At 45.2% G+C, this 25,650-nt stretch carries 26 protein-coding genes; 6 read left to right on the plus strand and 20 right to left on the minus strand.

Annotated features, from left to right (window positions below):
• Position 1 precedes the first annotated feature (1 nt).
• The 13 genes from GPLA_RS15935 to GPLA_RS15990 all read right to left on the minus strand — a co-directional run bounded on the left by GPLA_RS15935 (position 2) and on the right by GPLA_RS15990 (position 14,495).
• Positions 2–898 (minus strand): amidohydrolase family protein, encoded by an 897-nt coding sequence (locus tag GPLA_RS15935; protein ID WP_007105976.1) that lies wholly within the window; start codon positions 896–898, stop codon positions 2–4.
• Positions 899–966: 68 nt separating this feature from the next.
• On the minus strand, positions 967–1,812 hold the full coding sequence (locus GPLA_RS15940; protein WP_007105977.1) for a class III extradiol dioxygenase subunit beta: 846 nt from the start codon (positions 1,810–1,812) through the stop codon (positions 967–969).
• A complete protein-coding gene (ligA, locus tag GPLA_RS15945; protein WP_007105978.1) occupies positions 1,812–2,204 on the minus strand; it encodes a protocatechuate 4,5-dioxygenase subunit alpha in 393 nt (130 codons plus the stop codon). The genes GPLA_RS15940 and ligA overlap by 1 nt, the downstream gene beginning before the upstream one ends.
• A 331-nt stretch (positions 2,205–2,535) precedes the next feature.
• Complete coding sequence (locus tag GPLA_RS15950) at positions 2,536–3,066, minus strand: redoxin domain-containing protein (RefSeq protein WP_007105980.1); 531 nt, start codon at positions 3,064–3,066, stop codon at positions 2,536–2,538.
• 14 nt (positions 3,067–3,080) lie between these two features.
• Entirely contained in the window at positions 3,081–4,532 is a 1,452-nt protein-coding gene (locus GPLA_RS15955) for an aldehyde dehydrogenase family protein (protein WP_007105981.1), read from the minus strand.
• A gap of 72 nt (positions 4,533–4,604) precedes the next feature.
• Positions 4,605–5,360, minus strand: coding sequence for an SDR family NAD(P)-dependent oxidoreductase (locus GPLA_RS15960; protein ID WP_007105983.1), 756 nt, complete (start codon positions 5,358–5,360; stop codon positions 4,605–4,607).
• A 29-nt stretch (positions 5,361–5,389) separates the two neighbouring features.
• A complete protein-coding gene (locus GPLA_RS15965; protein WP_007105984.1) occupies positions 5,390–6,202 on the minus strand; it encodes a glutathione S-transferase family protein in 813 nt (270 codons plus the stop codon).
• A 257-nt stretch (positions 6,203–6,459) separates the two neighbouring features.
• Entirely contained in the window at positions 6,460–8,775 is a 2,316-nt protein-coding gene (locus GPLA_RS15970; protein ID WP_007105985.1) for a TonB-dependent receptor, read from the minus strand.
• A gap of 364 nt (positions 8,776–9,139) precedes the next feature.
• Positions 9,140–9,382: a transcriptional repressor gene (locus tag GPLA_RS23265; protein WP_083882094.1), complete on the minus strand. Its 243-nt coding sequence runs from the start codon at positions 9,380–9,382 to the stop codon at positions 9,140–9,142.
• Positions 9,383–9,496: 114 nt separating this feature from the next.
• Entirely contained in the window at positions 9,497–10,252 is a 756-nt protein-coding gene (locus tag GPLA_RS15975; RefSeq protein ID WP_007105987.1) for an SDR family NAD(P)-dependent oxidoreductase, read from the minus strand.
• Positions 10,253–10,295: 43 nt separating this feature from the next.
• Positions 10,296–11,342, minus strand: a complete 1,047-nt coding sequence (locus tag GPLA_RS15980) for an HlyD family secretion protein (RefSeq protein ID WP_007105988.1) — start codon at positions 11,340–11,342, stop codon at positions 10,296–10,298.
• Positions 11,343–11,365: 23 nt separating this feature from the next.
• Positions 11,366–12,928 carry an MFS transporter gene (locus tag GPLA_RS15985; protein WP_040515093.1) on the minus strand — a complete coding sequence of 521 codons (1,563 nt, stop codon included), beginning with the start codon at positions 12,926–12,928 and terminating at the stop codon, positions 11,366–11,368.
• 1 nt (position 12,929) lies between these two features.
• Positions 12,930–14,495 carry an efflux transporter outer membrane subunit gene (locus GPLA_RS15990; RefSeq protein ID WP_007105990.1) on the minus strand — a complete coding sequence of 522 codons (1,566 nt, stop codon included), beginning with the start codon at positions 14,493–14,495 and terminating at the stop codon, positions 12,930–12,932.
• A 241-nt stretch (positions 14,496–14,736) separates the two neighbouring features.
• On the opposite strand from GPLA_RS15990, the gene GPLA_RS15995 reads away from it, so the two are divergent.
• On the plus strand, positions 14,737–15,390 hold the full coding sequence (locus tag GPLA_RS15995) for a TetR/AcrR family transcriptional regulator (protein ID WP_007105991.1): 654 nt from the start codon (positions 14,737–14,739) through the stop codon (positions 15,388–15,390).
• Here the strand turns inward: GPLA_RS15995 and GPLA_RS16000 are convergent.
• From GPLA_RS16000 to GPLA_RS16015, 4 genes are all read right to left on the minus strand, one after another.
• Positions 15,387–15,986 (minus strand): cysteine hydrolase family protein, encoded by a 600-nt coding sequence (locus tag GPLA_RS16000; RefSeq protein WP_007105992.1) that lies wholly within the window; start codon positions 15,984–15,986, stop codon positions 15,387–15,389. The two genes, GPLA_RS15995 and GPLA_RS16000, sit on opposite strands and share 4 nt — an antisense overlap.
• Before the next feature lie 75 nt (positions 15,987–16,061).
• Positions 16,062–17,069, minus strand: coding sequence for an amidohydrolase family protein (locus tag GPLA_RS16005; RefSeq protein ID WP_007105993.1), 1,008 nt, complete (start codon positions 17,067–17,069; stop codon positions 16,062–16,064).
• A gap of 12 nt (positions 17,070–17,081) precedes the next feature.
• The gene (locus GPLA_RS16010) at positions 17,082–17,780 is read right to left on the minus strand and encodes a 4-carboxy-4-hydroxy-2-oxoadipate aldolase/oxaloacetate decarboxylase (protein WP_007105994.1); all 699 of its coding nucleotides are present in this window, start codon (positions 17,778–17,780) and stop codon (positions 17,082–17,084) included.
• Between the two features lie 3 nt (positions 17,781–17,783).
• Positions 17,784–18,875 (minus strand): 4-oxalomesaconate tautomerase, encoded by a 1,092-nt coding sequence (locus GPLA_RS16015; protein ID WP_040515081.1) that lies wholly within the window; start codon positions 18,873–18,875, stop codon positions 17,784–17,786.
• A 239-nt stretch (positions 18,876–19,114) separates the two neighbouring features.
• Here GPLA_RS16015 and GPLA_RS16020 point away from each other — a divergent pair, with 239 nt between their 5' ends.
• A complete protein-coding gene (locus GPLA_RS16020; protein ID WP_040515099.1) occupies positions 19,115–20,353 on the plus strand; it encodes a LysR family transcriptional regulator in 1,239 nt (412 codons plus the stop codon).
• Positions 20,354–20,406: 53 nt separating this feature from the next.
• Here GPLA_RS16020 and GPLA_RS16025 read toward each other — a convergent pair whose 3' ends face one another.
• Both GPLA_RS16025 and GPLA_RS24075 read right to left on the minus strand, forming a co-directional pair.
• The gene (locus tag GPLA_RS16025; RefSeq protein ID WP_007105998.1) at positions 20,407–21,165 is read right to left on the minus strand and encodes a hypothetical protein; all 759 of its coding nucleotides are present in this window, start codon (positions 21,163–21,165) and stop codon (positions 20,407–20,409) included.
• Positions 21,141–21,491 (minus strand): hypothetical protein, encoded by a 351-nt coding sequence (locus tag GPLA_RS24075; RefSeq protein ID WP_007105999.1) that lies wholly within the window; start codon positions 21,489–21,491, stop codon positions 21,141–21,143. Before GPLA_RS24075 ends, GPLA_RS16025 begins: the two co-directional genes overlap by 25 nt.
• 489 nt (positions 21,492–21,980) lie before the next feature.
• Here GPLA_RS24075 and GPLA_RS16030 point away from each other — a divergent pair, with 489 nt between their 5' ends.
• Genes GPLA_RS16030 through GPLA_RS16040 form a run of 3 tightly spaced genes read left to right on the plus strand, consistent with a single transcriptional unit; the run spans position 21,981 to position 24,049 of the window.
• Positions 21,981–22,826: a YHYH protein gene (locus GPLA_RS16030; protein ID WP_007106000.1), complete on the plus strand. Its 846-nt coding sequence runs from the start codon at positions 21,981–21,983 to the stop codon at positions 22,824–22,826.
• Between the two features lie 52 nt (positions 22,827–22,878).
• Complete coding sequence (locus GPLA_RS16035; protein ID WP_007106001.1) at positions 22,879–23,391, plus strand: toxin-antitoxin system YwqK family antitoxin; 513 nt, start codon at positions 22,879–22,881, stop codon at positions 23,389–23,391.
• Entirely contained in the window at positions 23,366–24,049 is a 684-nt protein-coding gene (locus GPLA_RS16040) for an SCO family protein (RefSeq protein WP_007106002.1), read from the plus strand. The genes GPLA_RS16035 and GPLA_RS16040 overlap by 26 nt, the downstream gene beginning before the upstream one ends.
• A 64-nt stretch (positions 24,050–24,113) precedes the next feature.
• Here GPLA_RS16040 and GPLA_RS23525 read toward each other — a convergent pair whose 3' ends face one another.
• Positions 24,114–24,284: a DUF6435 family protein gene (locus tag GPLA_RS23525; RefSeq protein WP_007106003.1), complete on the minus strand. Its 171-nt coding sequence runs from the start codon at positions 24,282–24,284 to the stop codon at positions 24,114–24,116.
• A gap of 335 nt (positions 24,285–24,619) precedes the next feature.
• Between GPLA_RS23525 and GPLA_RS16045 the strand changes: the two genes are divergently transcribed.
• On the plus strand, positions 24,620–25,650 hold a 1,031-nt coding region (locus GPLA_RS16045), incomplete at its 3' end, for an alkene reductase (RefSeq protein WP_040515084.1).

A 25,650-nucleotide genomic window follows, 5' to 3' on the forward strand; every position in this document is an offset into this window, starting at 1 on the left:
ATTATTTAACTCCCGCATTAACCTGCTCTGGCCAATATAAACGCATGGGATTATCCACCAGTAATTTGTGTTGTAGTGCTGGCGTCACCGCTATGCGTGGGATCATATTGACCAGTTTTCCGTCATCCGGCATATGCGATTTCATATTGGGATGCGGCCAGTCAGTGCCCCACAAAACTCTATCTGGAAAGGTCTCAACGACTTTACGGCCAAAAGGAACAAAGTCATCATAACCATCTGGACCTGAGATAGAAATCCGTTCTGGGCAGGTCACTTTTGACCAATAATTAGGGTTGTAATCGAGTAATTTCAAAAATAAATCGAATTCCGCGCCATTAATGTCTTTATTTAAGTCAGGTCGACCCATGTGATCGACGACAACTGTGGTGGGCAGGGAACTAAAAAAGTCAAAATATTCGGCGAGGTCGCTCGCTTCAAAGTAAATGACAATATGCCAATTTAATTTAGCAATACGCTGGGCAATAGCCGTTAATTCATCAAATGGCAGGGCATCAACTAGACGTTTAACAAAGTTGAAGCGCACGCCGCGCACACCTGCTTCATGCAGTCTAAATAACTCTTCGTCTGTTACATCGCCACGGACCGTTGCTATGCCGCGTGCTAGGTCATTGGCGTGGGCTAAGGCATCAACGAGCGCTGAGTTATCTGCACCATGACAGGTGGCTTGAACAATCACATTGCGGCTGAATTTTAGGTGGTCTCTTAATGCCCACAGCTGATCTTTGCTCGCGTCACAAGGCGTATATTTGCGTTCGGGTGCATAAGGAAACTGCGCCGCTGGGCCAAATACATGACAATGAGCGTCTACCGCGCCTGCCGGGGGGATGAAAGTTGGCTGGCTGGGATTGGGGTGAAAAGGGATCCAGTCTTTGTCCATTGGTTACTCGCTTGAAAAAGATGATACCTGTGCGACGAGAGCCGCACAGGTAATGAATTGACAAAGGTTTATTTGTCTTCGTTCTCTAACACAATAATACCTGCACCAGTATTTGACGCTGGCACATGATAATGGCGATAAATCTCTTTTGCGTTATCGTCCAATGCCCCGCGCATAATCATCCACATGACTAATTCTGCACCTTCAGAGCCTGCTTCTCGTAAGTACTCAACGTGTGAGATGTTTATGAGTCTATCCACGTCGTTAGTCAGATCATCCAAAAATGCTTTGTCAAACGCAGGGTTAACTAAGCCAGCCCGTTCACCCTGTAATTGATGGGACATGCCACCAGTGCCAAATATAGCGACTTTTATGTCTTCGTCGAAAGACTCAACCGCTTTTCGAATCGCTTTGCCTAAATTGAAGCAGCGATTACCGGTAGGGGAGGGGTATTGAATAACATTGACGCACAATGGAATGACTTTACACGGCCATTCTTCTGGTTTTCCACAGGTGATGGAAAGTGGCACGGTTAAACCATGGTCAACGGGAAGTTCGTTGGCTATGGTCATGTCAAATTCGTCAAATATAAGCGATTCAGCAATGTGCCAAGCGAGTTTAGAATGCCCTTGAACAACGGGCACTTTACGTGGCCCAAATCCTTCATCAGCTGGTGCGAATTGATCCGCAACGCCAATCGCAAATGTTGGGATAAGTTTTAAAGAAAAAGCAGATGCATGATCATTGTAAACAATGATAGCCACATCAGGCTTTTCTTTTTCCATCCACGCTTTTACTGGCTCATAACCATCAAACAGTGGTTTCCAATAATCGGTTTGTGTTGCATCGTGGTCGACTGCACCACCAATTGGTGGTACGTGAGATGTGCCTATTCCTGCAAATAATTTCGCCATTATTTTTTCCACTCTGAAGTATATCTGTTGCCGTCTATCTGCCTTCCACCGTCCAGCATCATTTTCTGAAATGTTTCTTTGCTAACACCTGACATCGCTGCGCCAACTTCTTGCATGGTCAGGCCGTCGAAAATCGCAATTTTGAAGGTATAGTAAAAATTTCCACCTAGGCGTAGCATATCAATCCAATTGCGCTCAAGTACCGCTTTGCGTTGTTCAGGTGTTACTGGAAACTTATCCAAATAGTGTGTTTCACTTTCACGGAATTCATCGCGATTCTTTGCTTCGTTCAGTGACATGCAGAACATGTTTAAATGATAACCCTGTCTGGAGTGCTCCGGATCAAATACGTATGTACCGGGAATATCGCTGTAATCTCTGTCTGTTCTCATTTAGTTAACTCTCTTGGGGGAAACCTATTTGTTTACTACACGCATATTATTGAAACTTTTCTTAATAGAGCTAAAGTCTAGTTCTATTGAGTGGGTGAATTCAAATTCAGAAAAGTGAAAAGCTAATGAGAAATGGTACTCATCAAGTTTCAAATTTGGAGACGTTTGAATGTAACAGTGGCTATGCTCTGCTGTTAGGGCAAACGCAACGTTAACGCACAGAGCACTGAATAACGCGCTATTTCGAAAGGTAAAATGCCAGATCTAACCATGGCGAATGTCGTTTCGCTATCGCCGCTTAGATCTGACATTAACTTATTTTCAACGAGTTTTACGCTGAACCTCTAGGGGGACGAGCTGCGTTATCTTTTACAAAATCAAGGTATGCCAAAATATCTGCCGGTTCTGTTCGCGCAAAAGCATTTGACGCTATCCATGCGGCGAATACAGTGCCATCCTCGCGAATGAGAAACGATGCCGGTTCGCAAAACAGGGGCATTTCAATTGGTTTAACTTGTTTTGATACGAACACGCCCAGTAGACGTGCTTGCTCAATAGGCAGATTAATGCCTATTTCAAGCTTATCCAAGTTCAACTCAACCACAGTTGAACTTGCCCTTTCCAAGGTGTCAGCACTGACTGCAACCATGTTTACGTTTCTGGCGCTGAACTCATCATGAAGCCTGTTCAGTTCCATCAACTGGTGCTTACAATGCCCACACCACATGCCACGATAAATAGTCAATAGCGTAAAAGCGTAGTGCATTTTAGCCTGGCTATTCCATTGGCCTCCAGACAACAACTCGAATGTCAGTTCAGGAATGGCGGTACCTGTTATACGATTAGGGTAGTTTGTCTGCATTTGGGTCATACCTATTAACTTTGAATCGTAACCCACTTAAGGTCGGTAAAGGTTTCCAGATCTGCCTCTGTGCCTTCACGACCAAAGCCACTGTCACCGATGCCACCAAATGGCACGTGTGCTTCGTCAGAAATAGACGGGCTGTTAATATGGACCATGCCGCTTTCAATGCCTTTGGCAAAAGCCATAGCATTATTGAGGTTAGCGGTATAAATGGCGGCACTGAGTCCGTACTCGGTATCATTTGCACAGCTTAGGGCTTCGTCAAAAGAATCAACCGGATAGATACTCACCACAGGGCCAAATGTTTCTTGTTGGCAAACATCCATTTCCTTGGTGACATTGAGCAGTACAGTCGGTGCGCATCGATTACCCGTCCACACTCCGCCCGTAGCCAGTTCAGCACCTTTTGATACGGCATCTTCAATATGTTGTTTAATGCGGTCTCGCTGGCGATCACTGATTATCGGGCCAATGATGGTTTCTGGATCCCGTAGATCACCCATACCGATTTTGCTGGCAATTCCGACGTACATTTCAACAAATTTCGGGTAAATCGTCTTCTCTACATAAATTCTACTCGAGCCGATACAGGCTTGCCCTTGATGCATGAAAATACCACGCAGTGCACCTTGCACAGCATCTTTCATATTGGCATCCGCCATAATAACGAGGGGGTTTTTACCGCCGAGTTCTAAGGTCACGTGTTTGTTTTGTTCTGCACACAATTTCTGGATGTGCTTACCGACAACCGTAGAACCCGTAAAGGTCACCGTTTTAATTAATTTGTGTGTCGTCAAGGCATCGCCAATTTTGTATCCGTTACCCGGTACAACGTTAACGGTTCCAGAGGGGAAGCCTGCTTCAGCTAAAATTTCTGCGAAACGCAAAGACACAATAGGCGTGTGCTCTGATGGCAATAAAACGACCGTGCTGCCTGTTGCCAGTGCGTTAGCACATAAGCGCGCAGCTTTAATTAGCGGCACATTAAAGGGCGTAATGACGGCCACAACCCCTCTTGGGGCGCGGATGGTCATGCTAATTTTATCGGGGTAATCAGACGGTAACGTTTTGCCCGTCATTTGCCTAACCATACCAGCAGAGGCGCGTACAAATGAAACGGCCTTTTCCGCTTCAAAGGAGGCTTTTCGATAGGCTGAGCCGCCTTCATCTATCAAGATGTCTTTTAACTCATCTATGTACTGCTCCATCAAGTCCGCTGCTTTACACAGCATCTTCTCACGCTCTTTAGTGGTGGTGTGCTTATAAGTTTGAAATGCTTTATGTGCAGACTCAACGGCCCTATTGACATCATCCACGGTACTTTCTGCGACGTTGCGATAAAGGCTATCATCCAGTGGATTTAATACCGCTAAAACGCCACCGTCCGAAGCTGCCGTAGGCTTATTATCAATCCAAATTCCATCCAAATTGGGACCAAGGTTACCTGTGTTACAAAATGCCATCTCGTTCTCCATCAATAGTGGCACTCACTGCGGATAAACCACAAATTTGAGCACCGCTATGCAAACTAGTTATTAATAATTTATTGCGCCGCCATCGACGTTCACGCATTGTCCGGTCACAAAATCACTATCCTCTGAGGCCAAATAGTAAAGTGTACCCAGTAGGTCTTCTGGCAACATCTCACGTTTAATAACGCGAGCCGCCAAGGTTGGTGCTTTGGCCGCGCCTAATTGTTTGTGCTCTTTTACGCCTTCGCTTTCAGTCAGGCCGACCAAAATACAATTCACTAATACCTTATCAGCCCCTAGTTCAGCAGCGAGTGCACGGGTTTGCCCGACAATCGCGCCTTTTGAGGAAACGTAATGACAAAACATCGGCGCGCCGCGTAAAAACGTACCTGAGGCGATATTGATGATTTTGCCGCGGCCATTTTTGCGCATGCTAGGCACGATCGCTTTGGCACATTGAAAAGGACCACGCACGTTCACGCGCATGACAAGATCCCATTCGTCTTCAGTGATTTGACTGAAGGGTTTTAGCTCCAAGCTCGCGAAAATGGCCGCGTTATTGACCAAAATCTCGATCGGCCCAAATTCAGCTTCGGTTTGCGCAACCAGTGCATTTAACGAATCATTGTTTGTTACGTCCGCGGTGCAACCGATTGCAATGCCGCCGCTGGCATTTATTTCAGCCACCACAGCGGATGTATCCGCTACATCAGCAACGACCACTTTCGCCCCTTGTGAAGCGAGGCCAATAGCATACGCTGCACCAATACCTTGTGCTGCACCAGTAACGACTGCGACCTTTCCATCTAATCTTTTCATTTCATTCTCACTTATAAATAAAGAGGAAGTTAAGCCATACCTATGATGCGTTTCACATCAGGCCAGGTTTGCACACCAAAGGTGGCAAGATCCTCGGTTAAATCTGCTGGACACCAATCAAGAAAAGCGGCTTTAAAATCTGGTCGCTGTTTTATTCTGCTAAACCAATCAGCCACATGGGGTAAACGGCCGTTTTCCCACATACCAGACATGTTCAACATGTCTAACCGGTTAACGTACGGTGTTAAGCCAATATCTGCTAAAGAGAAGGTTTCACCCGCTAACCAAGTGTGGTTTTTAAGGGTCTCTTCCATTTTCGATAAGTAGCCATCATAAAGACGAATTGTGTCTTCGATTCCAGGGGCGTCAAATCCCATTAGTACGATTTGTTTTTTACGCTCTTTCCACTTAGAGGTAACAGACTGGTCTGGTGTACTGCTTAAAAATTCCTGCATTTTTTCTTTGCCTAGACGCTGCACAATAAAGCGATGACAGCAGACAAATGTCAGTTCGCCGCACGCAGGGTGAAGTTGCTCGTCAACCGCTTTAGTCCAAATGCGCATTAACGTTTTTTCATAGGCGCCCTCTGGCTTTAAACTTGGTCCAGGAAACACCTCATCAAGATATTCGCAGATAACCGTAGATTCGTTGATAATCAGGCCGTCATGTACCAAAGACGGCACAACCGCTTTAGGATTTATCTTGCGATAATCTTCGGTAAACTGCTCACCTTTAAGAATGTCTATATAGTGTGCGTTATCCACCTGCACTTGCTTTTCAGCCAGAGCGAATCTTACTTTGGCGGCACATACTGAAGAACCATGATGATATAAGTCGAGCATATCTATTACCTTTACTTAGAAAAAATAACGGCGGTATCCCAGCCGTTGGTTTGGAAAAAATGTTCTTTATGACTGCTTTCACGCTTTGCCTATTAAGGTTTGACGCTTTTTTACATTCGTTTTCTCACCACTTGATGAAAATCCTGCTCCCGTTCTAGGGAAATGTTAATTACTTGATTGCTTAGCAATTCTTATTATTTTGTTTATAAACTTCACTTCTTCAAGACGGCACATGCCGCCTTGAAGCATCCTGAGGCTTAATAACGATATTTAAGCTTGAGGGTGATTTCACGTGGTGGCGCCATCGCGGCCAAAATATTTGGACCTGACGGAACACCCCAGGCCAAAATTTCCTCATTTGTTAAATTCTTGCCTATTAAAGAGATAGTAACGTTTTCATCAGGCGAAATAACACGCAGGCTGGCGTTATAGGTCTCATAGGCTTTTTGCTCCACTGTCGGTCTGTAGGTAATATCAGTGAATTGAGCACCGTTGAATGCAATATCAGTGCGTGCGCTGAAGTCCCATTCGCCAAAAAGATCGTCATAGTAATATTCAGCGAATAACGCGCCTTTCGTTTCAGGGGCATAGATAAGGGGCTGTCCACTTAAATCACAGACGCCATCACCATTGAGGAATTTAGGGTCGCAATCGGCGGCGCCAACAAACTTGTCATAGGTTGCATCTGTGTAGGCAAAGTTACCGCCTAAAGTCCAGTTGTCGGCGGCGTGCCATAATACTTCTAACTCGACGCCTTCACTGGTGCTATCAGCCGCGTTACCCACAGTAAACTGCGCCACAGAGCCGGCTAATTGGGTTGCAAGTTGTAACCCTTCTATATTCATACTAAAGACAGTGAAATTAACGTTTAACGTGCCTTCTAACCAAGTCGTCTTGGCACCAAATTCAAGTGAATCCACTTCTTCCGCATCAAACTCGATTTGGGCGTCTTGTTCATCAATACGATCACTGAATCCACCTGTTTTATGCCCTTGGGCGAAGGTTCCATAAAGATTGATGTCATCATGGGCTTGCCATTGAATAGTGACTGATGGAGTGAACTTACTTTCACTTCTGCTCTCGATACGATTCACTTCATCTTCGCCAAGTACGTTCTGAGTTTGGTACTCTTTCAAGAAACGCCGGAAGGCGAAATCTTTATCTTCGGTAGCCCAGCGCCCACCGATAATGCCGGTCCAATCTTCATTGAATTTATAACGAGCTTGTCCAAACAGTGCCAAGGTTTCGGTGTCTTGAGTCCACGGCTCTTCTTCGGTCACTTTAGGGCCAGCTAATGAGGTGAGATTGAAGTGAGAGGTTTGGCCACGCGCTAAGCTACTGTCTTCGTAGTAAAGTCCGACAATGTAGTCGAACGTGTCACTTTCCTCTGACGTAAAGCGAACTTCCTGACTAAACCCATCGTATTTTTCATGGCGATTTGCTCTGAATAAGTTAGCAAGCCCCATATCTAAACCTTGAAAGTTATGGTCATACTCATACTCTTGGTATGCTGAAATCCACGTTAATGCGCCAGCTTCGAAGTCATGTTCAACATTAAAGGTTATATTGGTTGAATCCTGATCCCTTGACGGGCAAAAAGAGCCGATGTCATTGCCCTCTTGGTCTGTGGCTGGCCCGCAATTATAGTGCACAACCCAGTCTAATTTAGGCTCAGTCACTGTACTTCCGTCAGCACCTGATCCCGTCGATAGGTTTTGCCAAACGGCTAAAGGTGGTCCACCTAACGCATTGATTTCGGCAGCATCAGAGCCATACTCGTCAAATTCCATGTACTCTAATTTCAAACCAACTTTGGTGTTTTCACTGGCACGCCAAGCAAATTTTGCTCTAACGCCGGTATCTTCGCGGTTTGCGCCGTCAGGACCATTGAGGGTATTTTCATAAAAGCCATCTTTGTCACGATAAATAAAGGCTAAACGCGCATCCACGGTATCGCTGAGTGCGCCGGTCACATAGCCTGAGACTTCTTTTGTGCCTCCAGTCGTGCTGTATGTACTGGCGGATACATCAAAACCATAACCAAAATTACTGTCCGGGTTTGCGGTGCGCAAAATCATGGCACCTGCCGCTGTGTTCTTGCCAAATAATGTCCCTTGTGGGCCTCGTAACACTTCCACCGCTTCTATATCTAAAAATGGATGTAAGTTAATAGCAGCACGGCTGATGTACACGTCATCCACGAATCGGCCGACCGATTGCTCAATAGAATGTGATGTGCCGCCGCCTAATCCACGCACGTAAAGGTTGGGTAATATTCCAGCACTGTTAATTTCGAAATTGGGGATCAGGATGGAAAGGTCTTCCATGTCACTAATGCCGACCTTGTCGATGAGATCTGCGGAAACGGCTGCCACTGAAACGGGCACATCCTGAATACTTGCGGGGCGTTTGGTAGCAGATACGAGAATAACTTCTACGTCACTCTCTTTGGTTTTTTCCATTTTTTCTTGTGCAAAAGCCTGATTAATACCGAGCGTTAATGTGGAAAAAATAAAACAGTGATGTAAGCTGCGTAGATATTTATTATTTTTCTTCTTCTCTGTCAAACTCATGATGTAAACCCCTAGTTCCAATATGTATTCGCTCAAGTGTGTGAACGTCTTCCTTCATTACCGCTTTTTCGGTGCATGTCGCCCATTAAGATTTTAGTGATGCTGGTGGACTGCGGTAACTTGGTGTTAAGAAGTTAACTTTGATACCACTGAAAACGAAATGACTAGTTGTTTTCAGCGTATGAATATTATTTTTTACACTCGGTTAACAATCGTTTCATGGTTGTTTTACTATCGCGCAAAACAGCCAAGGGCAAATGCCTAGTCATATTTGATACATGCTAGTTCGGTAGGCTAACTTTCAGTTGTGCAGTGCTCTTGCTACACGTTATGCATACCAATTGATTATGGCGGTGTGAGCTACTTAGTTTAAAAACGGACTTCCCTGCGTCAAATCGATGCGTGCTAATTTAGCAAGCTCACTAAAATGGTTGAGTACCCGATATACAAAGGCCAATCGTATTTGTTGGTTTTTCTCCAATAAGGTTTCATCTAGGTCTTCGGCCCTTGAATGTTTGCATGACGGCTGCATGAGGCGTTGAAGTATGGTGACCCTAGGGTGTGTCACTTTTAGTGCAAACGTCTTTGATGCTTGGTGCTTAATCATAGCTCTGCAATATGTGTGGGCTGCCAATAAAGCATTCTTGAGGCCTCGTTATTCAGGGCGTGTGTATCTAGTGGCAGCATCGACAATTTCCGATGCTGACTTAGGGACACATTGCTAATAATTGATTGCGCCACCGTCAACGTTGACACATTGACCCGTGATAAAATCGCTATCCGCTGATGCTAAGTAGTAAAGAGTGCCAAGCAGATCTTCTGGCACCATTTCGCGTTTTATCAATCTGGCCGCTAGGGTAGGTGCTTTAGCGGCGCCCAATTGTTTATGCTCTTTAACACCTTCGCTTTCGGTTAAACCAACCAAAATACAATTAACTAAAATGTTATCAGCCCCTAGTTCAGCGGCCAGGGCGCGGGTTTGCCCGACAATGGCGCCTTTGGATGAAACGTAATGGCAAAACATGGGCGCGCCGCGTAAAAAGGTGCCTGAAGCAATATTAATAATTTTGCCACGACCATTTTTACGCATGCTAGGCACGATCGCTTTTGCGCACTGAAACGGCCCGCGTACATTTACGCGCATGACGAGATCCCATTCATCTTCAGTGATTTGGGTAAATGGCTTTAATGCTAACGTCGCGAAGATAGCGGCATTGTTGATTAATATTTCTATCGGCCCAAATAGCGCTTCAGTTTGGCTGACCATTGCGTTTAACGATTCATTATTAGTCACGTCAACCTTGCAGCCAATTGCCCTGCCGCCTTGGGCGGCGATTTGTGCGACAACTGAAGCCGTATCGGCGATATCTGCAACTACTACTTTTGCCCCTTGAGCAGCTAAACCAATCGCATATGCAGCGCCAATACCTTGGGCTGCCCCCGTTACTACTGCTACTTTTCCATCTAATCTTTTCATTTCATTCTCATTTTTTAGGTTAAGGTAAATCAATTCCGATGTTTTAAATTTTTTCACTGTTTGCGGTATTTATGGTGGGGGTGACTGACATGCCTACCCGCAGTTTGCTCGCGTTTTTTTGAGTCATATCAATGCTGATGCGCACGGGTAAACGCTGGACGATTTTAGTGAAATTCCCTGTTGCATTGTGTGGCGCAATAGCCGAATAGCTTACGCCGCTGGCAGGTCCTAGACTTTCGACTTTTCCGGATAGATTCACCCCTGGTAGGGCATCCACCTCGATATCAACGGACTGCCCGGGTTGCACATTGGCCAGTTGCGTTTCACGGTAATTCGCAGAAATATAGATAGCAGATGTGGGAACGATCACCGCTAGTGGTTTGCCAGTGCTAACAAATTCACCTACGCGAGCTGTTTTTCTACCGATCACGCCATCAATGGGGGAATAAACTTTACTGTAAGACAACTTTAATTGTTGCGTGTTTAGGTCCGCTCGGGCTAAAGCTAACGCCGCCACAGCATTGTCTACGTTGGCACTTAGTACCTTTAGTTGTTGCTTGGCGAACGAAATTTGCGCCAAGCTTTTGGTTAAATTAGATTGCTCGATGGCCAGTTTGGCATTGGCTTGCTGGCGTGCTTGTACACTGCCTGAACCATCGTCAGCTAGATTACTAAAACGGGTTTGATCGGCCTTGGCTAATGTAACCGATGCCTGATTCGCGTTGAAAGTGGCTTCTGCGCGTAAAATCTCAGCTTGTTGCTGTGTGAGCTGGGCTTCAAAACTGGCTAACGTTGCCTGGGCACTACCTACTTTCGCTTTGCCAGCAGCAACCGTTAAAACAAAATCTTTATCATCAATAGCAACCAATAAATCTCCTTTGTGAACCGGTTGGTTTTCCGCTATCAGTACATCTGTAATGGTTCCAGAGATTTTTGCCCCGACAGCACTGAAGTCAGCTTGCACATAAGCATCGTTAGTCGACTGTGATGCACTGCTAGAATCCGGTTGATTGATATACGCTATGCAACCGATTGCCAGCGCAATACACACAGTGGCTACGGTTAATTTGATGGGAGTAGGTAAAGCCATGTTTGTTTCCTTTTTTAAATAGGTTAGTTCGAATTGGATTGTGCGCTGGGCGCAGGAATGTGGGTCATACGTAAAACTAAAGGGATCAATAAGCAGGCGGCCACGCCGAAAATGCGATATATGTCAGCAACCGATAAGGTCATTGATTGCTGGGCAATGGCTTGACCTAGCCCAGCGACACTCAGTTCTGAAAATACCGTGTTGCTGCTTGTCGAGTGCTCGATAAGCATTTCTGTATGGAAGTTCCCTCGGATAACCAATAGGTGACCGACTAAAGCGCCACCAATAAGCGTACCGAGGACGCGCAGCGTATTAATGATGCCAGAGAAATACGGGCCTTCTGTGTGATGCACTATGCTCGTCATCAAGAACAGCATAGAAACCACAGCCATTGGTTGGCCAACGGCTTGTAAAACTTGGGCAATGAGAAATTGCTCTCTATTCCACTGGGCGGTCAGTTCGGCGCCGAAGAAACATGCGCAGGCTATTAAAAGCAAACCGATTGAAAATACAATGCGCGCATCCGTCCATTTTTTATACAACAGTAAAGCGACGAGCGAACCAAGCACCAATTGCGGTAGGGCGACGATTAGGCCTAATTGAGCCGATTGGTAGATTCGGTATTCTTGCAAAGCAGCCAAAAAATTGAGCGGCAATGAAGTCGCAGACATCAATACAATCAATAAGATAGTAAAGATAATGGCGCCCAAGCCGAGGTTTCTACGCCCAAGCAGTCGAAGATCAATAAAGGGCGTAGGGTGATACCATTCAGTGAGTAAATACAGGGAGAACAAGATCACGCCGCTTATCAAACTCAGGGTGATCAAAGTAGAATTGAACCAATCCAAACGTACACCTTGAGTCAAAGCAATGGTCAGTAACGCCATACCAACCACGCCAAGTGCCATTCCCAACCAATTTCCTTGGCTAAAGCGTGGATATTTAATCTCTTCTTTAGGCAGCCCTGCATTAACAAGCCCGATAGCAAGCACACAAAGTGGGATCACCTGCCAATAAATAAGACGCCAATCGTTAAAACCGTCAGTCCATTGTCCAGTCAACCAAATGGCAATATTGGGTGAAAATGTAGCGGTCATCGCGTACAGCGCAAGCCCATGAAGACGCAGATGAAGGGGCAACGCCTTTAACGCCATCATCATTAACAGGGGCACTAATGCGCCACTTGCCATACCTTGCACAAAACGTAAGGCAATCAGTAGTGAAAGGTCATGAATAAATGGCAGTATTAGCGCAATAACGGCGCACAGAGCGACTGTATAAGTATGGAAGCGTCTAATGGATAATGTTATCGCGAACCAAGTGGCAAAGGGAGTGATGAGCAGTTCACCGGCGAGGTAGCTGGTTGTTACCCATGAAGAACCGTCCACGCCAAACCCAAGCGCACCGCGCACATCGATTAACCCCAAGGCGCCGACCCGATTGTTAAGGCCTGCCATCATGGCGCTGATAAATATGCCAAGCAGTACCAGCATGACCTTCACTGGGAGATGGGACGTGGGTTTGGCCACGGTTGCCGTCTCAGCCGCACTATTAGCGGGTGCCTTTGTGGGAATGGTTATTGTCATACTATTTGCCATCACGCACCTCAGACATGGCTGCTGCATTATTCGGTCTGGATATCGTTGCTGCGTCGGTGGCAGCGAAAACCGGTGCGGTTGGGTCATTATTGCTCACATCCCAGCCCCCACCGAGTGCTTTATAGAGCGTAACAAGACTAAGAGTGGCATTGGTTGCGCTATCATTGAGTGCCATTCTACTGTCGAGCACGTTACGCTGTGCAGTGAGGACATTTAGATAATTTCCTGCGCCTTCTTGATAGTTTCGTTGGGCGAAATGCAACGCTATTTTGTAGCTTTCGTAAGCATCATTTAAGTGATCAAACTGACTCCGTTGTGAGGCAAGGCCGTCCAAGGCGTTGTCAACTTCATGCCATGCGTTAAGCACGGTTTGCCGGTACGCTAACGCGGCGCTTTTTTGCTTCGCTTCGGTTAACTTGAGGCGCTGTTTTAGCTCACCTCCTTGAAATATTGGAAGGTACACAGCTGGTCCCACTGAGAAAAAACTGGAATCCCAACTGGCTAAGTCACTACTTTGGAATGCCTCAAATCCCGAACGACCAACAAGCGTGATACGCGGGTAGAAATTTGATTGAGCCACACCAATGGCGGCGGTCGCTTGATGCAATTGCGCTTCTGCTTTTAAAACATCAGGACGCTTGTGCGCGAGTTGGGCAGGTATGCCAACAGGAATCGTTTTGGGGAGTGACGGCAATGGCACATCATTGATTAACTCTTCGTCTAACGCTCTGGGGTTTTCTCCTAGCAACAAGGCTAATTTATTCATTTGCGTATTTCTGCGTTCGACTAATTTGGGGATTTGCGCTGTGACTGCGGCCAGTTGAGCGCTTGCCATTGATGTTTCAAATTTGCTGGTTAAACCATTTTTTGTTGTGCTTTTGACTAACGTCAATTTGTGTTCAGCAATTTGCTTGTTTTGCTCGGTGATGCGCAGCTGAGCCTGAATTCCTCGAAACTGTAAGTAATTACGAGCGACTTCGGCAGCAAGGGTGATTTGATACGCTTCGCGCGCTAAAACGGTTACTTCAAACTCAGCTTGAGCGCCTTCTACAGTGCGTTTTATATGCCCCCATAAATCAATTTCCCAGCTTGCATCGAACCCAGCCTGCCAATAATCGTTACCGCTGCTTTTTGCGCCTAACGCTGCAAACTTACTGTTATCGCTGATGTCTTCTCGAGTGTAACTGCCACTCGTGGATACTTTGGGGAGGTAGTTGGATGAGGTTATCCCTAGATTTGCGCGGCTTTGTTCGACTCGGCTAGCCATTATTTTCAAGTCTAAATTTGCCAAGCGCGCTCGTGCTTCTAAATTTGAAAGGATAGGATCGTTAAATAAAGTCCACCATTGAGATGAGATATCTGCGTTGGATACTGGGTATTGATGGCTGTGATCATCACGTGCGGCAAGATCAATTTGTGTCGCGGTGGCGCTGGGAGAGGTAAAGTTAGGGCCCACGGTGCAGCCAGTCAATAACGCAATACCTACCGCGATACCTATTTTTTTCAACATTCGGCTGGCAGTGGCAGTGGCTGTGTTGTGAGTATTGTTACGCATGTGTTTGATATCTCGTATAAATGCCCATAAATCGAACCGAACTTATCGGTACAGTTTCACGGTGTCAGAAAACCTATAACGGCTGTTATCTGGGCATAAGGTTATTGTCGATAGCTAAATATTGTGAGTATGGCGGACTATAAAGATCGCTGAAACTTACTGTTGTGCTGTACCGCTCAGTTCGGTACTATATCGCTGTGAAAACGACTTGTCAATCAAGATCATTATTAGGTAAAACATTATGACTAAATTAATTGTCACACCGAATCGTCATGTAGGTGTTGAAAAAGGGTTGGGGGCAAAAGCCAATACGGTTCTGCAGGCAGCTAGAACCATATTTTTAACCTATGGATTTGCGGGGGCTACCACGGATATGATCCAGCGAGAGGCCGGGGTATCCAAATCTACGGTCTACGCCCACTTTACGAATAAGGAAACATTGTTTAGTGAGGTGGTGAAGGCTGAGTGTTTATCGACTTCGAATCATATTCGCAGTATTCAATTTATACCCGGCAAAATTAAGGAAACGCTGCACGAAGTTGCCGATGCATATCTGCAAATCGTGTTATCGAAATCAGGGGCATCTTTGGCAAGAATTGTGATTGCTGAAGTAGAGCGTTTTCCCCGTCTGGGAAAAACTTTTTACGAAGCGGGTCCTAAACCTTGTATCTTATTAGTTGCGCAGTTGTTGTCATTGGCACATGACGCCGGTGATATTGAGTTAGGCACGCTCACGCCTGAAGAAGCGGCGCGAGTATTTGTCGGCGCAGTGCGAAGCGAGCCGCAATTGCACTATTTAACCCATCCCAATGAAAAACCAACTAAGGTACAAAGAGAACAATGGTCTGGGCTAGTGGTTGAAACCTTCATGCGCGCTTACGGTAAAGCAGATTAAATCTTTTGCTTTAATATGGTCTCAAGTGAGGTGACAGAAGCAATCCGTGTTAGTAACTGCAAAGTAGAGTTGTGAACGTCTTCATTTTTGGCTACGCAGCAGTCGCTCACTACAGTAACAATAAAATCTCGGTCATGGGCATCACGGGCAGTGCTTTGAACAGCGAGATCGGTGGCGCAACCACATAATATGAGCTGTGAAATATTATGACTGCGCAGGATGTCAGCCAATGGCGTACTGTAGAATGCATTTACGCGGCGCTTTTCAATAAGTAGGTCATTCCCTTGATTGGCCAATTGCGCTATGAATTCGGTGCCCCACGTGTCACTGACAAAAATATTATTCTTTTTAGCTGAGCCAAATAATGGAGAGGTCGTCGGATGGGGATTGTAGTTATCTGAAAAGCCTATTTTAACATGGATCACCAAGTAGTCTTTATTCTTGGCCCAAGTCTGCAGCTGTTCTACTTTGCTTAAGGTGTCGTTTCGGGCTATGAAATCTGCGTTGCCATGTTTAGCAACTTTTCCATCGGGATGGACAATATCATTGATAAAGTCAATGCATATAAGGGCGGTAGAGGATTGTGAAAAGGTCATGATTGGATCCCTTTGGACAGAAGAACGAAAAACCTGAAACAGCTATCTGCTTCAGGTCTTGGCAATGGATAATGATTAGTCTTTAATGCGGCTAAAGACCTTACGAATGTTGCCATCGAAAATAGCGTCTTTTTCTGCTTGACTGATGTTGGCATTGTCTATGTAGCGTTTGGTATCGTCAAAGTACTGACCTGTTTGTGGATCGATTCCACGCACAGCACCCACCATTTCGGAAGCGAAAAGAATGTTCTTATTCGGGATAACGTCGAGTAATAAATCGATGCCCGGCTGGTGGTAAACGCAAGTATCAAAATACACATTATTCATGACAAGCTCGTCCAATGGTGGCAACTTCATCATGTCGGCTAAGCCGCGAAAACGCCCCCAATGATAAGGAACCGCGCCGCCGCCATGGGGAATGATAAATTTAATGTCAGGGAAATCTTTACATACGTCAGACGTCATTAGCTGCATAAATGCAACTGTGTCTGCGCTTAGATAGTACGAGCCAGTAGCATGAAAAGCGGGATTACAACAACCACTGACATGGATCATCGCGGGTACATCTAAATCACACATTGCTTCGTAAATTGGATACCAGTAACGGTCACCTAAAGGAGGGGATTTCCAATGGCCGCCGCTAGGATCTAAATTCAGATTGCAACCGACAAAATTGAATTCACTCACACAACGTCTTAATTCTGCAACGGCATTATCAAGCGGCGCGCCTTCGGTTTGAGGTAATTGACAACCACCGATAAAATTCTCAGGATAGAGCTCGGTAATACGGGCGATTAATTCATTACAATGTTCAGACCAATATTTGCTGGTGAGTTCGTTACCAATATGATGTCCCATCCAACTTGCACGGGGAGAAAATATGGTCATGTCAGTTCCGCGCTCACGCTGCAAACGAAGTTGGTTATTTTCTAGGCTTTCGCGTAGTTGATCATCCGTGATGTTTAGCTGACCTTTTTTGTGTGTAAACTGTGGATCTTGGGCTAACTCACGTTTTTGTTGTTCGCGATACTCCCCCAATTCTTCAGGTCCAGTGGTGTAATGTCCGTGGCAATCAATTATCATTTTTTATTATTCCTAGTCGTTCAAGTCGCTAAGTGATTCAAGGTAAACCAAGCCCGCCTTTTCCAGTGCGGGGCGCATGTTGTACATGTCTAATCCGAGTATGCCTGTGGCCAATTTATCGCGCTTTTCTGCCTCATGGGCTTCCCTTGCTTGGGCAATCGATAAGACTTTTTCGGCGCTTTTACGGGGAACTATGGTGATACCGTCATCGTCAGCAACCACCACATCGCCCGGCATTACATATTGACCGGCGCATACGACGGGGACATTGACCGCACCTAAGGTATTTTTTACCGTGCCTTTACTCGAAATTGCTTTAGACCAAACAGGAAAATTCATTTCTTTCAGATCGGCCACATCCCGCACGCCTGCATCGATAATTAAGCCGCGAACACCTTTAGCTTGTGCCGAGGTCGCGAGTAGATCGCCAAACATGCCATCGGTGTTCTCTGTAGTACATGCGACTAACAGCACATCGCCTGGTTGGCATAATTCTATTGCCACATGCAGCATCCAGTTGTCGCCTGGCTGGGCTAATACGGTTACAACGCTGCCACTAATGCGTGCGTCCGAATAGATAGGGCGCATGTACGGCTTGAGTAAACCTATTCGACCTTGCGCTTCATGCACCGTCGATGCCCCAAGTTTGCCTAATGCATCGACAATATCTGTGTTTGCTCGCGGAATGTTTTTAACGGCAACTGTCTTCATAAATTACTTCTCCTGGCAGAATAAAGATGAGGGCACAAAGAGTGTCCCTTTACTGAGTAGCCGTGCTGTTCGCAGCACGCCTGCTTTCGTGATGGATGGCAACGAGCCTTGTTCATCGACGAGTAATGAGACGTCAAATTTTCCGCTGGGGTGTTCAACGGAAATACGTTTATTCTGGCCGCTACATATGTGTACTAAGTCACTTGCAACAGTGCCGGGCAGAATACACCCGGTAGCGACAGTCACCGCTCCCAGCACGCCAATAGACGAGTGGCATTGATGGGGGATAAACGTGCGGGTGTTAATTAAGCCGCCATTTTGGGCTGGAGAAATCAAACACATCTTAGGAATAGCCTTGTGCGTAACATCTCCTAAGTTCATGCGTTGACCTGCTTCGATGCGAATACGTTCAAGCCTCTCCCGCAATGGAACGTTGTCGTTGAGTGTTTGTGGGGATTCGCTACCTGTTACACCCAATGCTTGCGCCTTAATCATGACTACTGGCATGCCATTATCAATGCAGGTAACGAGCGTGCCTTGAATGTCATCAATAAGATTCGTTGTAGGCAGCAAGGCGCCGCAAATGGAACCGGCGACATCTAAGTAATTACACACCACAGGGGCTGAAGTGCCGGGGACGCCGTCAATGGATTCATTGCCCTCGTATTGCATCTGCTTATTAGGGGTACACAGTTCCAGCTCGCATATTTTTCCGCTGTTAACCATATGGACACGCACAAAGGTTTTGCCTTCACTGGCAGCAATAAGACCCGCCTCAATCGCAAAAGGACCTACACCGGCAAGAATATTTCCGCAATTTGGCGTGATATCTACTTGGTTTTTACCCACCACAACTTGGACAAAGAGAAAATCTATATCGGCATCATCACGTGACGCGGGCGAAACAATCGCTACTTTGCTGGTCAGGGCATCGGCCCCGCCTAAGCCATCAATTTGCCTCTCATCTCGTCCGATTGCAGTGAGGATCACTTGATTTCTCACTGCTTCGTCCAATGGCAAGTCGTCGGCTAAAAAGTAGAGTCCTTTTGAGCTTCCACCGCGCAGTTGCATGAAATTGATAGCCGTTTGTTGCATATTCATCCCCTAGTTCAGTTGGCAATATTCTATGAACTTGAAAGCTTCTCGACTAATGGAAAAAAATTAGCCAGCCATGTGAAAAATAAAATTAATTAGTTAACGAATTATCTATTGCGCTTTTGTACTCTGGAGTCGCCAATTAACGTGGGGCGATAGGTGGTCATGTAATAATTGGTATGAAATAAAAAAAATGAATGCTAGATTATTAAATGAATATTTATTATTTGGATATTGATATGAGCCGTTTAAGTATAGGTATACCGGAGTTGAGCCTGCGACAATTGAAGGCCGCGTTGTATGTTGCTGATGAAAAAAGTGTTACTCGGGCAGCTGAATCGCTTAATCGTTCACAGACAGCTGTGACAAAAGCGTTAAGTGATTTGGAAGCCACATTAGGTGTTAAATTATTTGATCGTACGTTTGCTGGGATGGTGCCGACGGTATACGGTGAAGCCCTGACGAACAGGGTCAAACAAGCAGAAGAAGAATTTTGCAAAGCGGGTGTAGAGTACGAAAAACATAAGGTGGGATGTCGTCCGTTTAGAGCTATTCCTATTTTTTCGATGGAAATCAGCCATAAGCGCCTTGCAGCATTTGTTGCCTTGTTCGAAACCCATGATATTAATGCTACAGCCTCGTTATTGAATATCACTAAGGCTGCAGTATATAACTCCATTCGGCAAATTGAAGAGTTGTTAGATTTAACGCTGTTTGAACGTGAGGCGATGGGGGTAATTCCGACTAATTTTTGTACTATTTTAGCGCGCCACGTAAAGCTAGCGTTTTATCAGATACGTCATGCAATAGAGGATATTGCCAGTTTGGAAGGGGTGACAAAAGGACAAGTGGTTATTGGAACGCTGCCCTATACGCGAACATTCTTAACTCCAAGAGCAATAAACAGTCTGCTGGACAAGCACCCACAACTTGATGTGGAGACGGTTGAAGGCCCTTATTCTGGGATGGAAACTGCGCTGCGAAGTGGTGACGTTGATTTTATCGTGGGGGCCATTCGTGATGACGGTGATAGCCCTGAGATTGCAACGATAAAACTGTTTGAAGATCAACTGGCTATCATTGCACGTAAGGATCATCCTTTAGCCCATAAAAAGGACTTAAAGATGCAAGACTTGCAACATGCTCAGTGGGTGTTGCCATCAAAACAAACGCCATCACGGCAACTGTTTGAAGAAACACTTAAGCGTCATGGCATGGAAATACCAGAACATGCAGTGCAAACCAGTTCTTTATCTATGGTAAGGGGCTTACTGCTGGGAAGCGATCGGATAGCGCTGCTTTCAGAGCATCAAATTCATTACGACAAAATGTTTGATGTATTAGATGTCTTACCGGTTCAACTGGAAAATACATTCAGACCTATTGGGGTCACAATGCGTGCTCACACACAGCCATCCCCAGCGGCCAAATTGTTCTTAATGCACCTGAAACAGGCAGCTTTGGAAATTAGTCGTTAGACTGCAGTATATGCAAAAACCCACATAGGTGGGTTTTGCATTTGTCCTATTGCCTAAGCTGGGCGCTTGAGCGGCCAAAAATTGAAAAATCCAGAGACCACGAAGATGACAGGGAAGGTTACGCCCAACATTGCTGATGCGATCCATATTTCTTTTGCAAAACCATTTTGTGGTCCCATGCCCAACTCATGACCTGTATGCAGGTATGAACCATAGGCATACACCTTGTACATAATGATGGCCATTATAGCAGCGCAAATAGTTAACAAAATGCCCCGTATCGGTTGTGCTATCTTAGTCAATAACGAAAACTGCATCATGTTATTGACTAAGAATGTACCTAGGATCAAGCATACGGGTACACGTATCATGTATTCGACCTGTTGCATGCCGAACCCACTGACGAAAACCCATCGCAATACCCAAGAGAGTATTAATAAATATACTGTTGCGATGATGCCACGAATGGGCTGAGATGCACCTCGGGTGAGTTTATCAATAGGCCAGAAATCAAATAACATGTGGACGATAACCAGGCCCACAGCGGTAACGGAAAATGTCATGGCATCCCACATATCAAATAACCCACTCGGGTCAAGTGAGGCAAAATATTTAGGGTGTCCGACTTTTTGCAGCATTGAATAATCAAAGAATACAATCCACAGAATATACGCAATAACATAGGCGCCAACTAAGGTATAAATTCCCACTTTGATGGGATCTTTACTGAGTAATTTAAATGGCCAGCATTGCCAAATAGGTACCAAAAACAAGATCGCGATAATGGTCATGATCGCGTATTGAACAAGCATGGGGTTATTCCCTGATTTTGGCCCACGCCCCATAACAAAAAAGCGAATACTATGGCGCCACTGGCTATGGTAATGAGGGTTAATACCATTCCTTTGAGCGGTTGGCTTAACGTTGCCACGAAGGCCGGTTTTTGGTTGTGCCACAGTAAGCCTAGAATAACTTGGGCCGGAGTGGCGGCCATAAATGCTGTTCCGACCCAATCGGTAAATGTGTGATGTCCGAAAGGGGCGATGATAGCGGCTGTAATTGCAAACACGAATAATGATCCTAATACACCCGTGATTAGCACCTGACTCAGGGGGGCGGTTTTGACTGCTGTACTCATAGTGATAACTCATTTTTATTATAAATTTTTCTTCGGGCTATATTGAACGGGGTTTGCAAAGGCCGCTATTTACTTTTATTTAACAAAGCATGAGTTTTTCATTTACGTGCACTTGGCTGTGATTCCATTTGATGTCTGTAAATACGTTTTTTAATCAAAAAGGTCCTTAGTTTTAATCGAGTAACCGTAAGGGGGATGAGCACTTTTTTACTTGCAAGGAAAGTGGATGAAATGATAACCAACTAAAAACGAATGAGGGGGCAACGAACAACCGAGTTCCTGTTGCTTGTCGTTGACTTTAGTAAATGCAGTGGCAGTTTCCTCATGAACTTATAGCACGTTTAAAACCAGCATGAACATTCAGCTGCGTTAGGGCTGGTATATATTAAGCAATAACGATTCCCCTAGAATATTGCTTTCTTTGTGCACCAATTCTGCACATTTTATTGTTAAATTTTGCTTATTACATCACTACTAATGAGCACTATTATGAATATCAATTTAAGCCGATACTTTTTTGCATCACTTGTCACTATTGGGCTAACGCTCGCGCTAACAGGATGCAACGGAAGTACGGATAACGACGTGGATACAGTTGATACGACTGGTAACTCTGACTCGGAAACTGACACAAGTGCAGATTCAGATGAAAGTAGTGATGATGGGGTAACCGGCACGGGTATTTTACATTCAGCTTATTATGAATTTGACAGCGACCATGTTGAAGTCGTGCTTAATGGCGATACCGTTAGCATTGAGACCAATGGTTTGCCCAATCACACGTCTCCCTATTGGTCTTCAGATCACGCACTGTTTGTTGAGCCGACGGTTACCTCCTATGAGCAAATGGCGCCGGGTAACATTGACGAATTTGTCGGTACGTATACGTTAACCGTGGATAATACCCCGCAAAAAGCAGCCGCTACCTCCGCGACGGGTCTAGGGGCGATAGGTATCGCGGTCAGTGGCTCGGTAATATATAACGACGAGGAAGGTCCGGGGATTGCGCTTGATGGAGCGGTGGGAAGCTTGGACTTTAATGGCGCCCATACGGGACCACAAAGTTATCACTATCATTTAGAGCCTATTTCATTTTCCGAAGATGACAGCAACCTCATTGGTGTCATTGCTGACGGTTTCTTTTTGTATGGGCGCAAATGTAATTCCACGGGAACGTATCCGACAGATTTAGATGTATCTGGTGGGCATACCTCTATTACTCAGTACGCACAAGACGCAGAGTATCACTACCATATCCAAAATGAAGTGTATCTGGGGTCATATTATATTTTGTTCCCTGGGGATTATCAGGGCAGTGCCAGTGCTATCCGTTAGAAACTTAATCTTTGTCCTAAGTTGTGCTTTTAGCTGGCCAGGAGTCGCTCAGATGCAGCTTGAGGTAAAACCTGTTGCTGCAAATGAAATCAATATTGCGATGAATACTGGTTTACGTATGTATCTGGGGTTGCCTTTCACCGGTGAAGCTGTGACATATTATGCTTCAGGACAGATTGCAAAGTTGCAACAGTTTAAAGAGGGGCGTCGAGAGGGCTTCCTCAGGCAGTGGTTTGAAAACAAGGTGTTGGCATTTGATTCTCAATATGTTGCTGGACGTCTTGAAGGGGAGACAAAAAGTTGGTGGAGCAACGGAAATCTGCGTTCTATCTCACCTTATGTAAAAGGGCGAGTAACCGGAGAATCTAAACAATGGTACGTCACTGGCGAGTTGTTTAAAAAAATGCATTACCTCGATGGGCAAGAAGTGGGCTTGCAACAAGCTTGGCGTCAAAATGGCAAGTTATACAGTAATTATCAGTACATCAATGGTCGTGTATTTGGTCTGAAACGGTCAAATATGTGCGTAGGATTAGAAGATGAAAAAGTTGTTAAAGCAGATTAGTTTTGTAGTGGCATTTGCCAGTATCGTATTGATTAATACACATTCACATGCAAAGCTGCAAGAAGTAGAGAGTTCTGCCCGAGTGTCGTCATTGCCATATTACGCAAGTGCCGACTTTACCCCTCATTGGTTTAGCCCCGACAGTGTCGAGCTTATTGATTTTCATCGGGTTTCGGATTTTACTTTCATTGACCAAGACGCAAAGCATATTTCGCAAGTTGATATGCAAGGCAAGGTTTATGTCGCTAGTTTTTTCTTCACTTCTTGCCCGGGAATTTGCCCACGGATGCGCTCTCAACTTTCCAAGGTGCAGGCGAAATTTATGGATGATGATAAGGTCAGTATTATCTCGCACTCTATTCAGCCAAATAATGACACGGTTAAGGTGTTGCGTGACTACGCAGATGAGAATGGCGTCGTGTCAGGTAAATGGCATTTAGTTACTGGTGACCGCGACAGTATTTATCGCGTTGCACGCAATGATTATTTTGCCAATGAAGATTTAGGAGAATATGTGAGCGATAAAGATTTTTTACATACCGAAAACTTGGTTTTGGTTGATACTAAACGCCATATTCGCGGCATATATAACGGCTTAAACAACACGTCTGTAGGGCATTTAATGGAAGACATTAAAACGTTAAGAAGTGAGCGGTAAGCGTCTTTGATAATGGCAGATCCATAGTCGTATTTTGGCTGGGTACCTAACAACTGCCATCTACTTATTGCTTTTCAAGACGCTCAATTTCGCGCCACATTTCTTCTGCTTGAGCGGTTAACCTGGCATAGCTGCGTATATCGCCTTTTCGCTGAGCGAGCATGGCTTCTTCTAATTTCTGGTCATATTGTTTACGACGTTTTTTTACTGGTGAAGACTTTAAAAAACCGAACATAGACTACCTTTTGTGAATGTTATATTGAGGGGATCCTACATCAAATATGTCAAGCTGGATCACACCGCTTAGAGGTTTAGCATTCAACTTTCTTGCTACCGACAAGCTAAATATCCAGTCGTATTCCCCAGTCTTAATCTGTGGACCCGCACCGTTAGACGATAGATAATACTAGATTGGGTCGTTAAAAAGACCAATTTATTCCCACTCAAATTGAATTAAATTCGACCAATCTATTTTTTCGAATGGATAGACGCATTTTTTGCGTTCGTAATTTCACTCTGCATCCCAATTAACAGTGGTACGAATATATTTTTGGCTCACTAGGAGATCACATGAGTGATTTATTTTCCCCCATTCAATTAGGCGATACACAGCTTAACAATCGCATTATTATGGCACCTTTGACCCGTTCTCGGGCGAGTACAGGCCATATGCCGAATCAATTAATGGCGACTTACTATGCTCAGCGCGCTACTGCAGGTTTAATTATTTCTGAAGCGACTATGATTACCCAAGGCAATTCAGCCTTCGTTAATGAGCCTGGGATTTATAACCAAGCACAAATATCAGCGTGGAAAACCGTCACCGATGCTGTGCATGCACAAGAGGGCAAAATTTATTTGCAAATTTGGCATGGTGGGCGCGCTGCGCACTCTGTATTAAACGACGGTCAGCAGCCAGTAGCTCCCTCAGCTATTGCGATTGATGATGTTATCCATACTCCTCAGGGGAAATTACCCTACGAAGTGCCCAGAGCGCTTGAAACCAGTGAAATTTCTATGGTTGTTTATGCCTTCAGACAAGCTGCCCACAATGCTATGTTGGCAGGTTTCGATGGGGTGGAGATACACGGTGCGAATGGTTATTTAATCGATCAATTTCTGCGCAGCAGTTCCAATACACGCGAAGATCAATACGGTGGCTCAGTAGAAAACCGAGCGCGTTTATTGTTAGAAGTAATCGATGCGGTCAGTGACGAAATCGGTAGCACAAAAGTGGGTTTGCGCTTGTCACCGTTAAACAGTTTTAACAGCATGCAAGATGATGATCCTCTTGGGCTATTAACCTTTGTTAGTAAAGAGCTCGATACACGTAACTTAGCTTATTTTCATGTGATGCGTGCCGATTTCTATGACAAACAACATGGCGATACCTTAACCACCGTACGTGCTCATTTTCACGGTAATTTGATTGCTAATATGAGATACACCGAAAGTGAAGCAACCACTGCGATACAAAACAACCGTGTAGATGCAATTGCATTTGGTACTGATTTCATTAGTAATCCAGATTTACCGCAACGTTTTGCCCGTGATATTGCATTGGCACCTGCTGACCCCAACACCTTTTATTTAGGCGGGGA

This window comes from Paraglaciecola polaris LMG 21857 (assembly GCF_000315055.1).
Taxonomy (GTDB): Bacteria; Pseudomonadota; Gammaproteobacteria; order Enterobacterales; family Alteromonadaceae; genus Paraglaciecola; species Paraglaciecola polaris.

What these genes read in the sequence shown, in the direction of transcription:
- GPLA_RS15935 (WP_007105976.1), bottom strand. Translation starts at nt 898, where the DNA reads ATGGACAAAGACTGGATCCCTTTTCACCCCAATCCCAGCCAGCCAACT.
- GPLA_RS15940 (WP_007105977.1), bottom strand. Translation starts at nt 1,812, where the DNA reads ATGGCGAAATTATTTGCAGGAATAGGCACATCTCACGTACCACCAATT.
- ligA (WP_007105978.1), bottom strand. Translation starts at nt 2,204, where the DNA reads ATGAGAACAGACAGAGATTACAGCGATATTCCCGGTACATACGTATTT.
- GPLA_RS15950 (WP_007105980.1), bottom strand. Translation starts at nt 3,066, where the DNA reads ATGCAGACAAACTACCCTAATCGTATAACAGGTACCGCCATTCCTGAA.
- GPLA_RS15955 (WP_007105981.1), bottom strand. Translation starts at nt 4,532, where the DNA reads ATGGCATTTTGTAACACAGGTAACCTTGGTCCCAATTTGGATGGAATT.
- GPLA_RS15960 (WP_007105983.1), bottom strand. Translation starts at nt 5,360, where the DNA reads ATGAAAAGATTAGATGGAAAGGTCGCAGTCGTTACTGGTGCAGCACAA.
- GPLA_RS15965 (WP_007105984.1), bottom strand. Translation starts at nt 6,202, where the DNA reads ATGCTCGACTTATATCATCATGGTTCTTCAGTATGTGCCGCCAAAGTA.
- GPLA_RS15970 (WP_007105985.1), bottom strand. Translation starts at nt 8,775, where the DNA reads ATGAGTTTGACAGAGAAGAAGAAAAATAATAAATATCTACGCAGCTTA.
- GPLA_RS23265 (WP_083882094.1), bottom strand. Translation starts at nt 9,382, where the DNA reads ATGATTAAGCACCAAGCATCAAAGACGTTTGCACTAAAAGTGACACAC.
- GPLA_RS15975 (WP_007105987.1), bottom strand. Translation starts at nt 10,252, where the DNA reads ATGAAAAGATTAGATGGAAAAGTAGCAGTAGTAACGGGGGCAGCCCAA.
- GPLA_RS15980 (WP_007105988.1), bottom strand. Translation starts at nt 11,342, where the DNA reads ATGGCTTTACCTACTCCCATCAAATTAACCGTAGCCACTGTGTGTATT.
- GPLA_RS15985 (WP_040515093.1), bottom strand. Translation starts at nt 12,928, where the DNA reads ATGACAATAACCATTCCCACAAAGGCACCCGCTAATAGTGCGGCTGAG.
- GPLA_RS15990 (WP_007105990.1), bottom strand. Translation starts at nt 14,495, where the DNA reads ATGCGTAACAATACTCACAACACAGCCACTGCCACTGCCAGCCGAATG.
- GPLA_RS15995 (WP_007105991.1), top strand. Translation starts at nt 14,737, where the DNA reads ATGACTAAATTAATTGTCACACCGAATCGTCATGTAGGTGTTGAAAAA.
- GPLA_RS16000 (WP_007105992.1), bottom strand. Translation starts at nt 15,986, where the DNA reads ATGACCTTTTCACAATCCTCTACCGCCCTTATATGCATTGACTTTATC.
- GPLA_RS16005 (WP_007105993.1), bottom strand. Translation starts at nt 17,069, where the DNA reads ATGATAATTGATTGCCACGGACATTACACCACTGGACCTGAAGAATTG.
- GPLA_RS16010 (WP_007105994.1), bottom strand. Translation starts at nt 17,780, where the DNA reads ATGAAGACAGTTGCCGTTAAAAACATTCCGCGAGCAAACACAGATATT.
- GPLA_RS16015 (WP_040515081.1), bottom strand. Translation starts at nt 18,875, where the DNA reads ATGCAACAAACGGCTATCAATTTCATGCAACTGCGCGGTGGAAGCTCA.
- GPLA_RS16020 (WP_040515099.1), top strand. Translation starts at nt 19,115, where the DNA reads ATGAGCCGTTTAAGTATAGGTATACCGGAGTTGAGCCTGCGACAATTG.
- GPLA_RS16025 (WP_007105998.1), bottom strand. Translation starts at nt 21,165, where the DNA reads ATGCTTGTTCAATACGCGATCATGACCATTATCGCGATCTTGTTTTTG.
- GPLA_RS24075 (WP_007105999.1), bottom strand. Translation starts at nt 21,491, where the DNA reads ATGAGTACAGCAGTCAAAACCGCCCCCCTGAGTCAGGTGCTAATCACG.
- GPLA_RS16030 (WP_007106000.1), top strand. Translation starts at nt 21,981, where the DNA reads ATGAATATCAATTTAAGCCGATACTTTTTTGCATCACTTGTCACTATT.
- GPLA_RS16035 (WP_007106001.1), top strand. Translation starts at nt 22,879, where the DNA reads ATGCAGCTTGAGGTAAAACCTGTTGCTGCAAATGAAATCAATATTGCG.
- GPLA_RS16040 (WP_007106002.1), top strand. Translation starts at nt 23,366, where the DNA reads ATGAAAAAGTTGTTAAAGCAGATTAGTTTTGTAGTGGCATTTGCCAGT.
- GPLA_RS23525 (WP_007106003.1), bottom strand. Translation starts at nt 24,284, where the DNA reads ATGTTCGGTTTTTTAAAGTCTTCACCAGTAAAAAAACGTCGTAAACAA.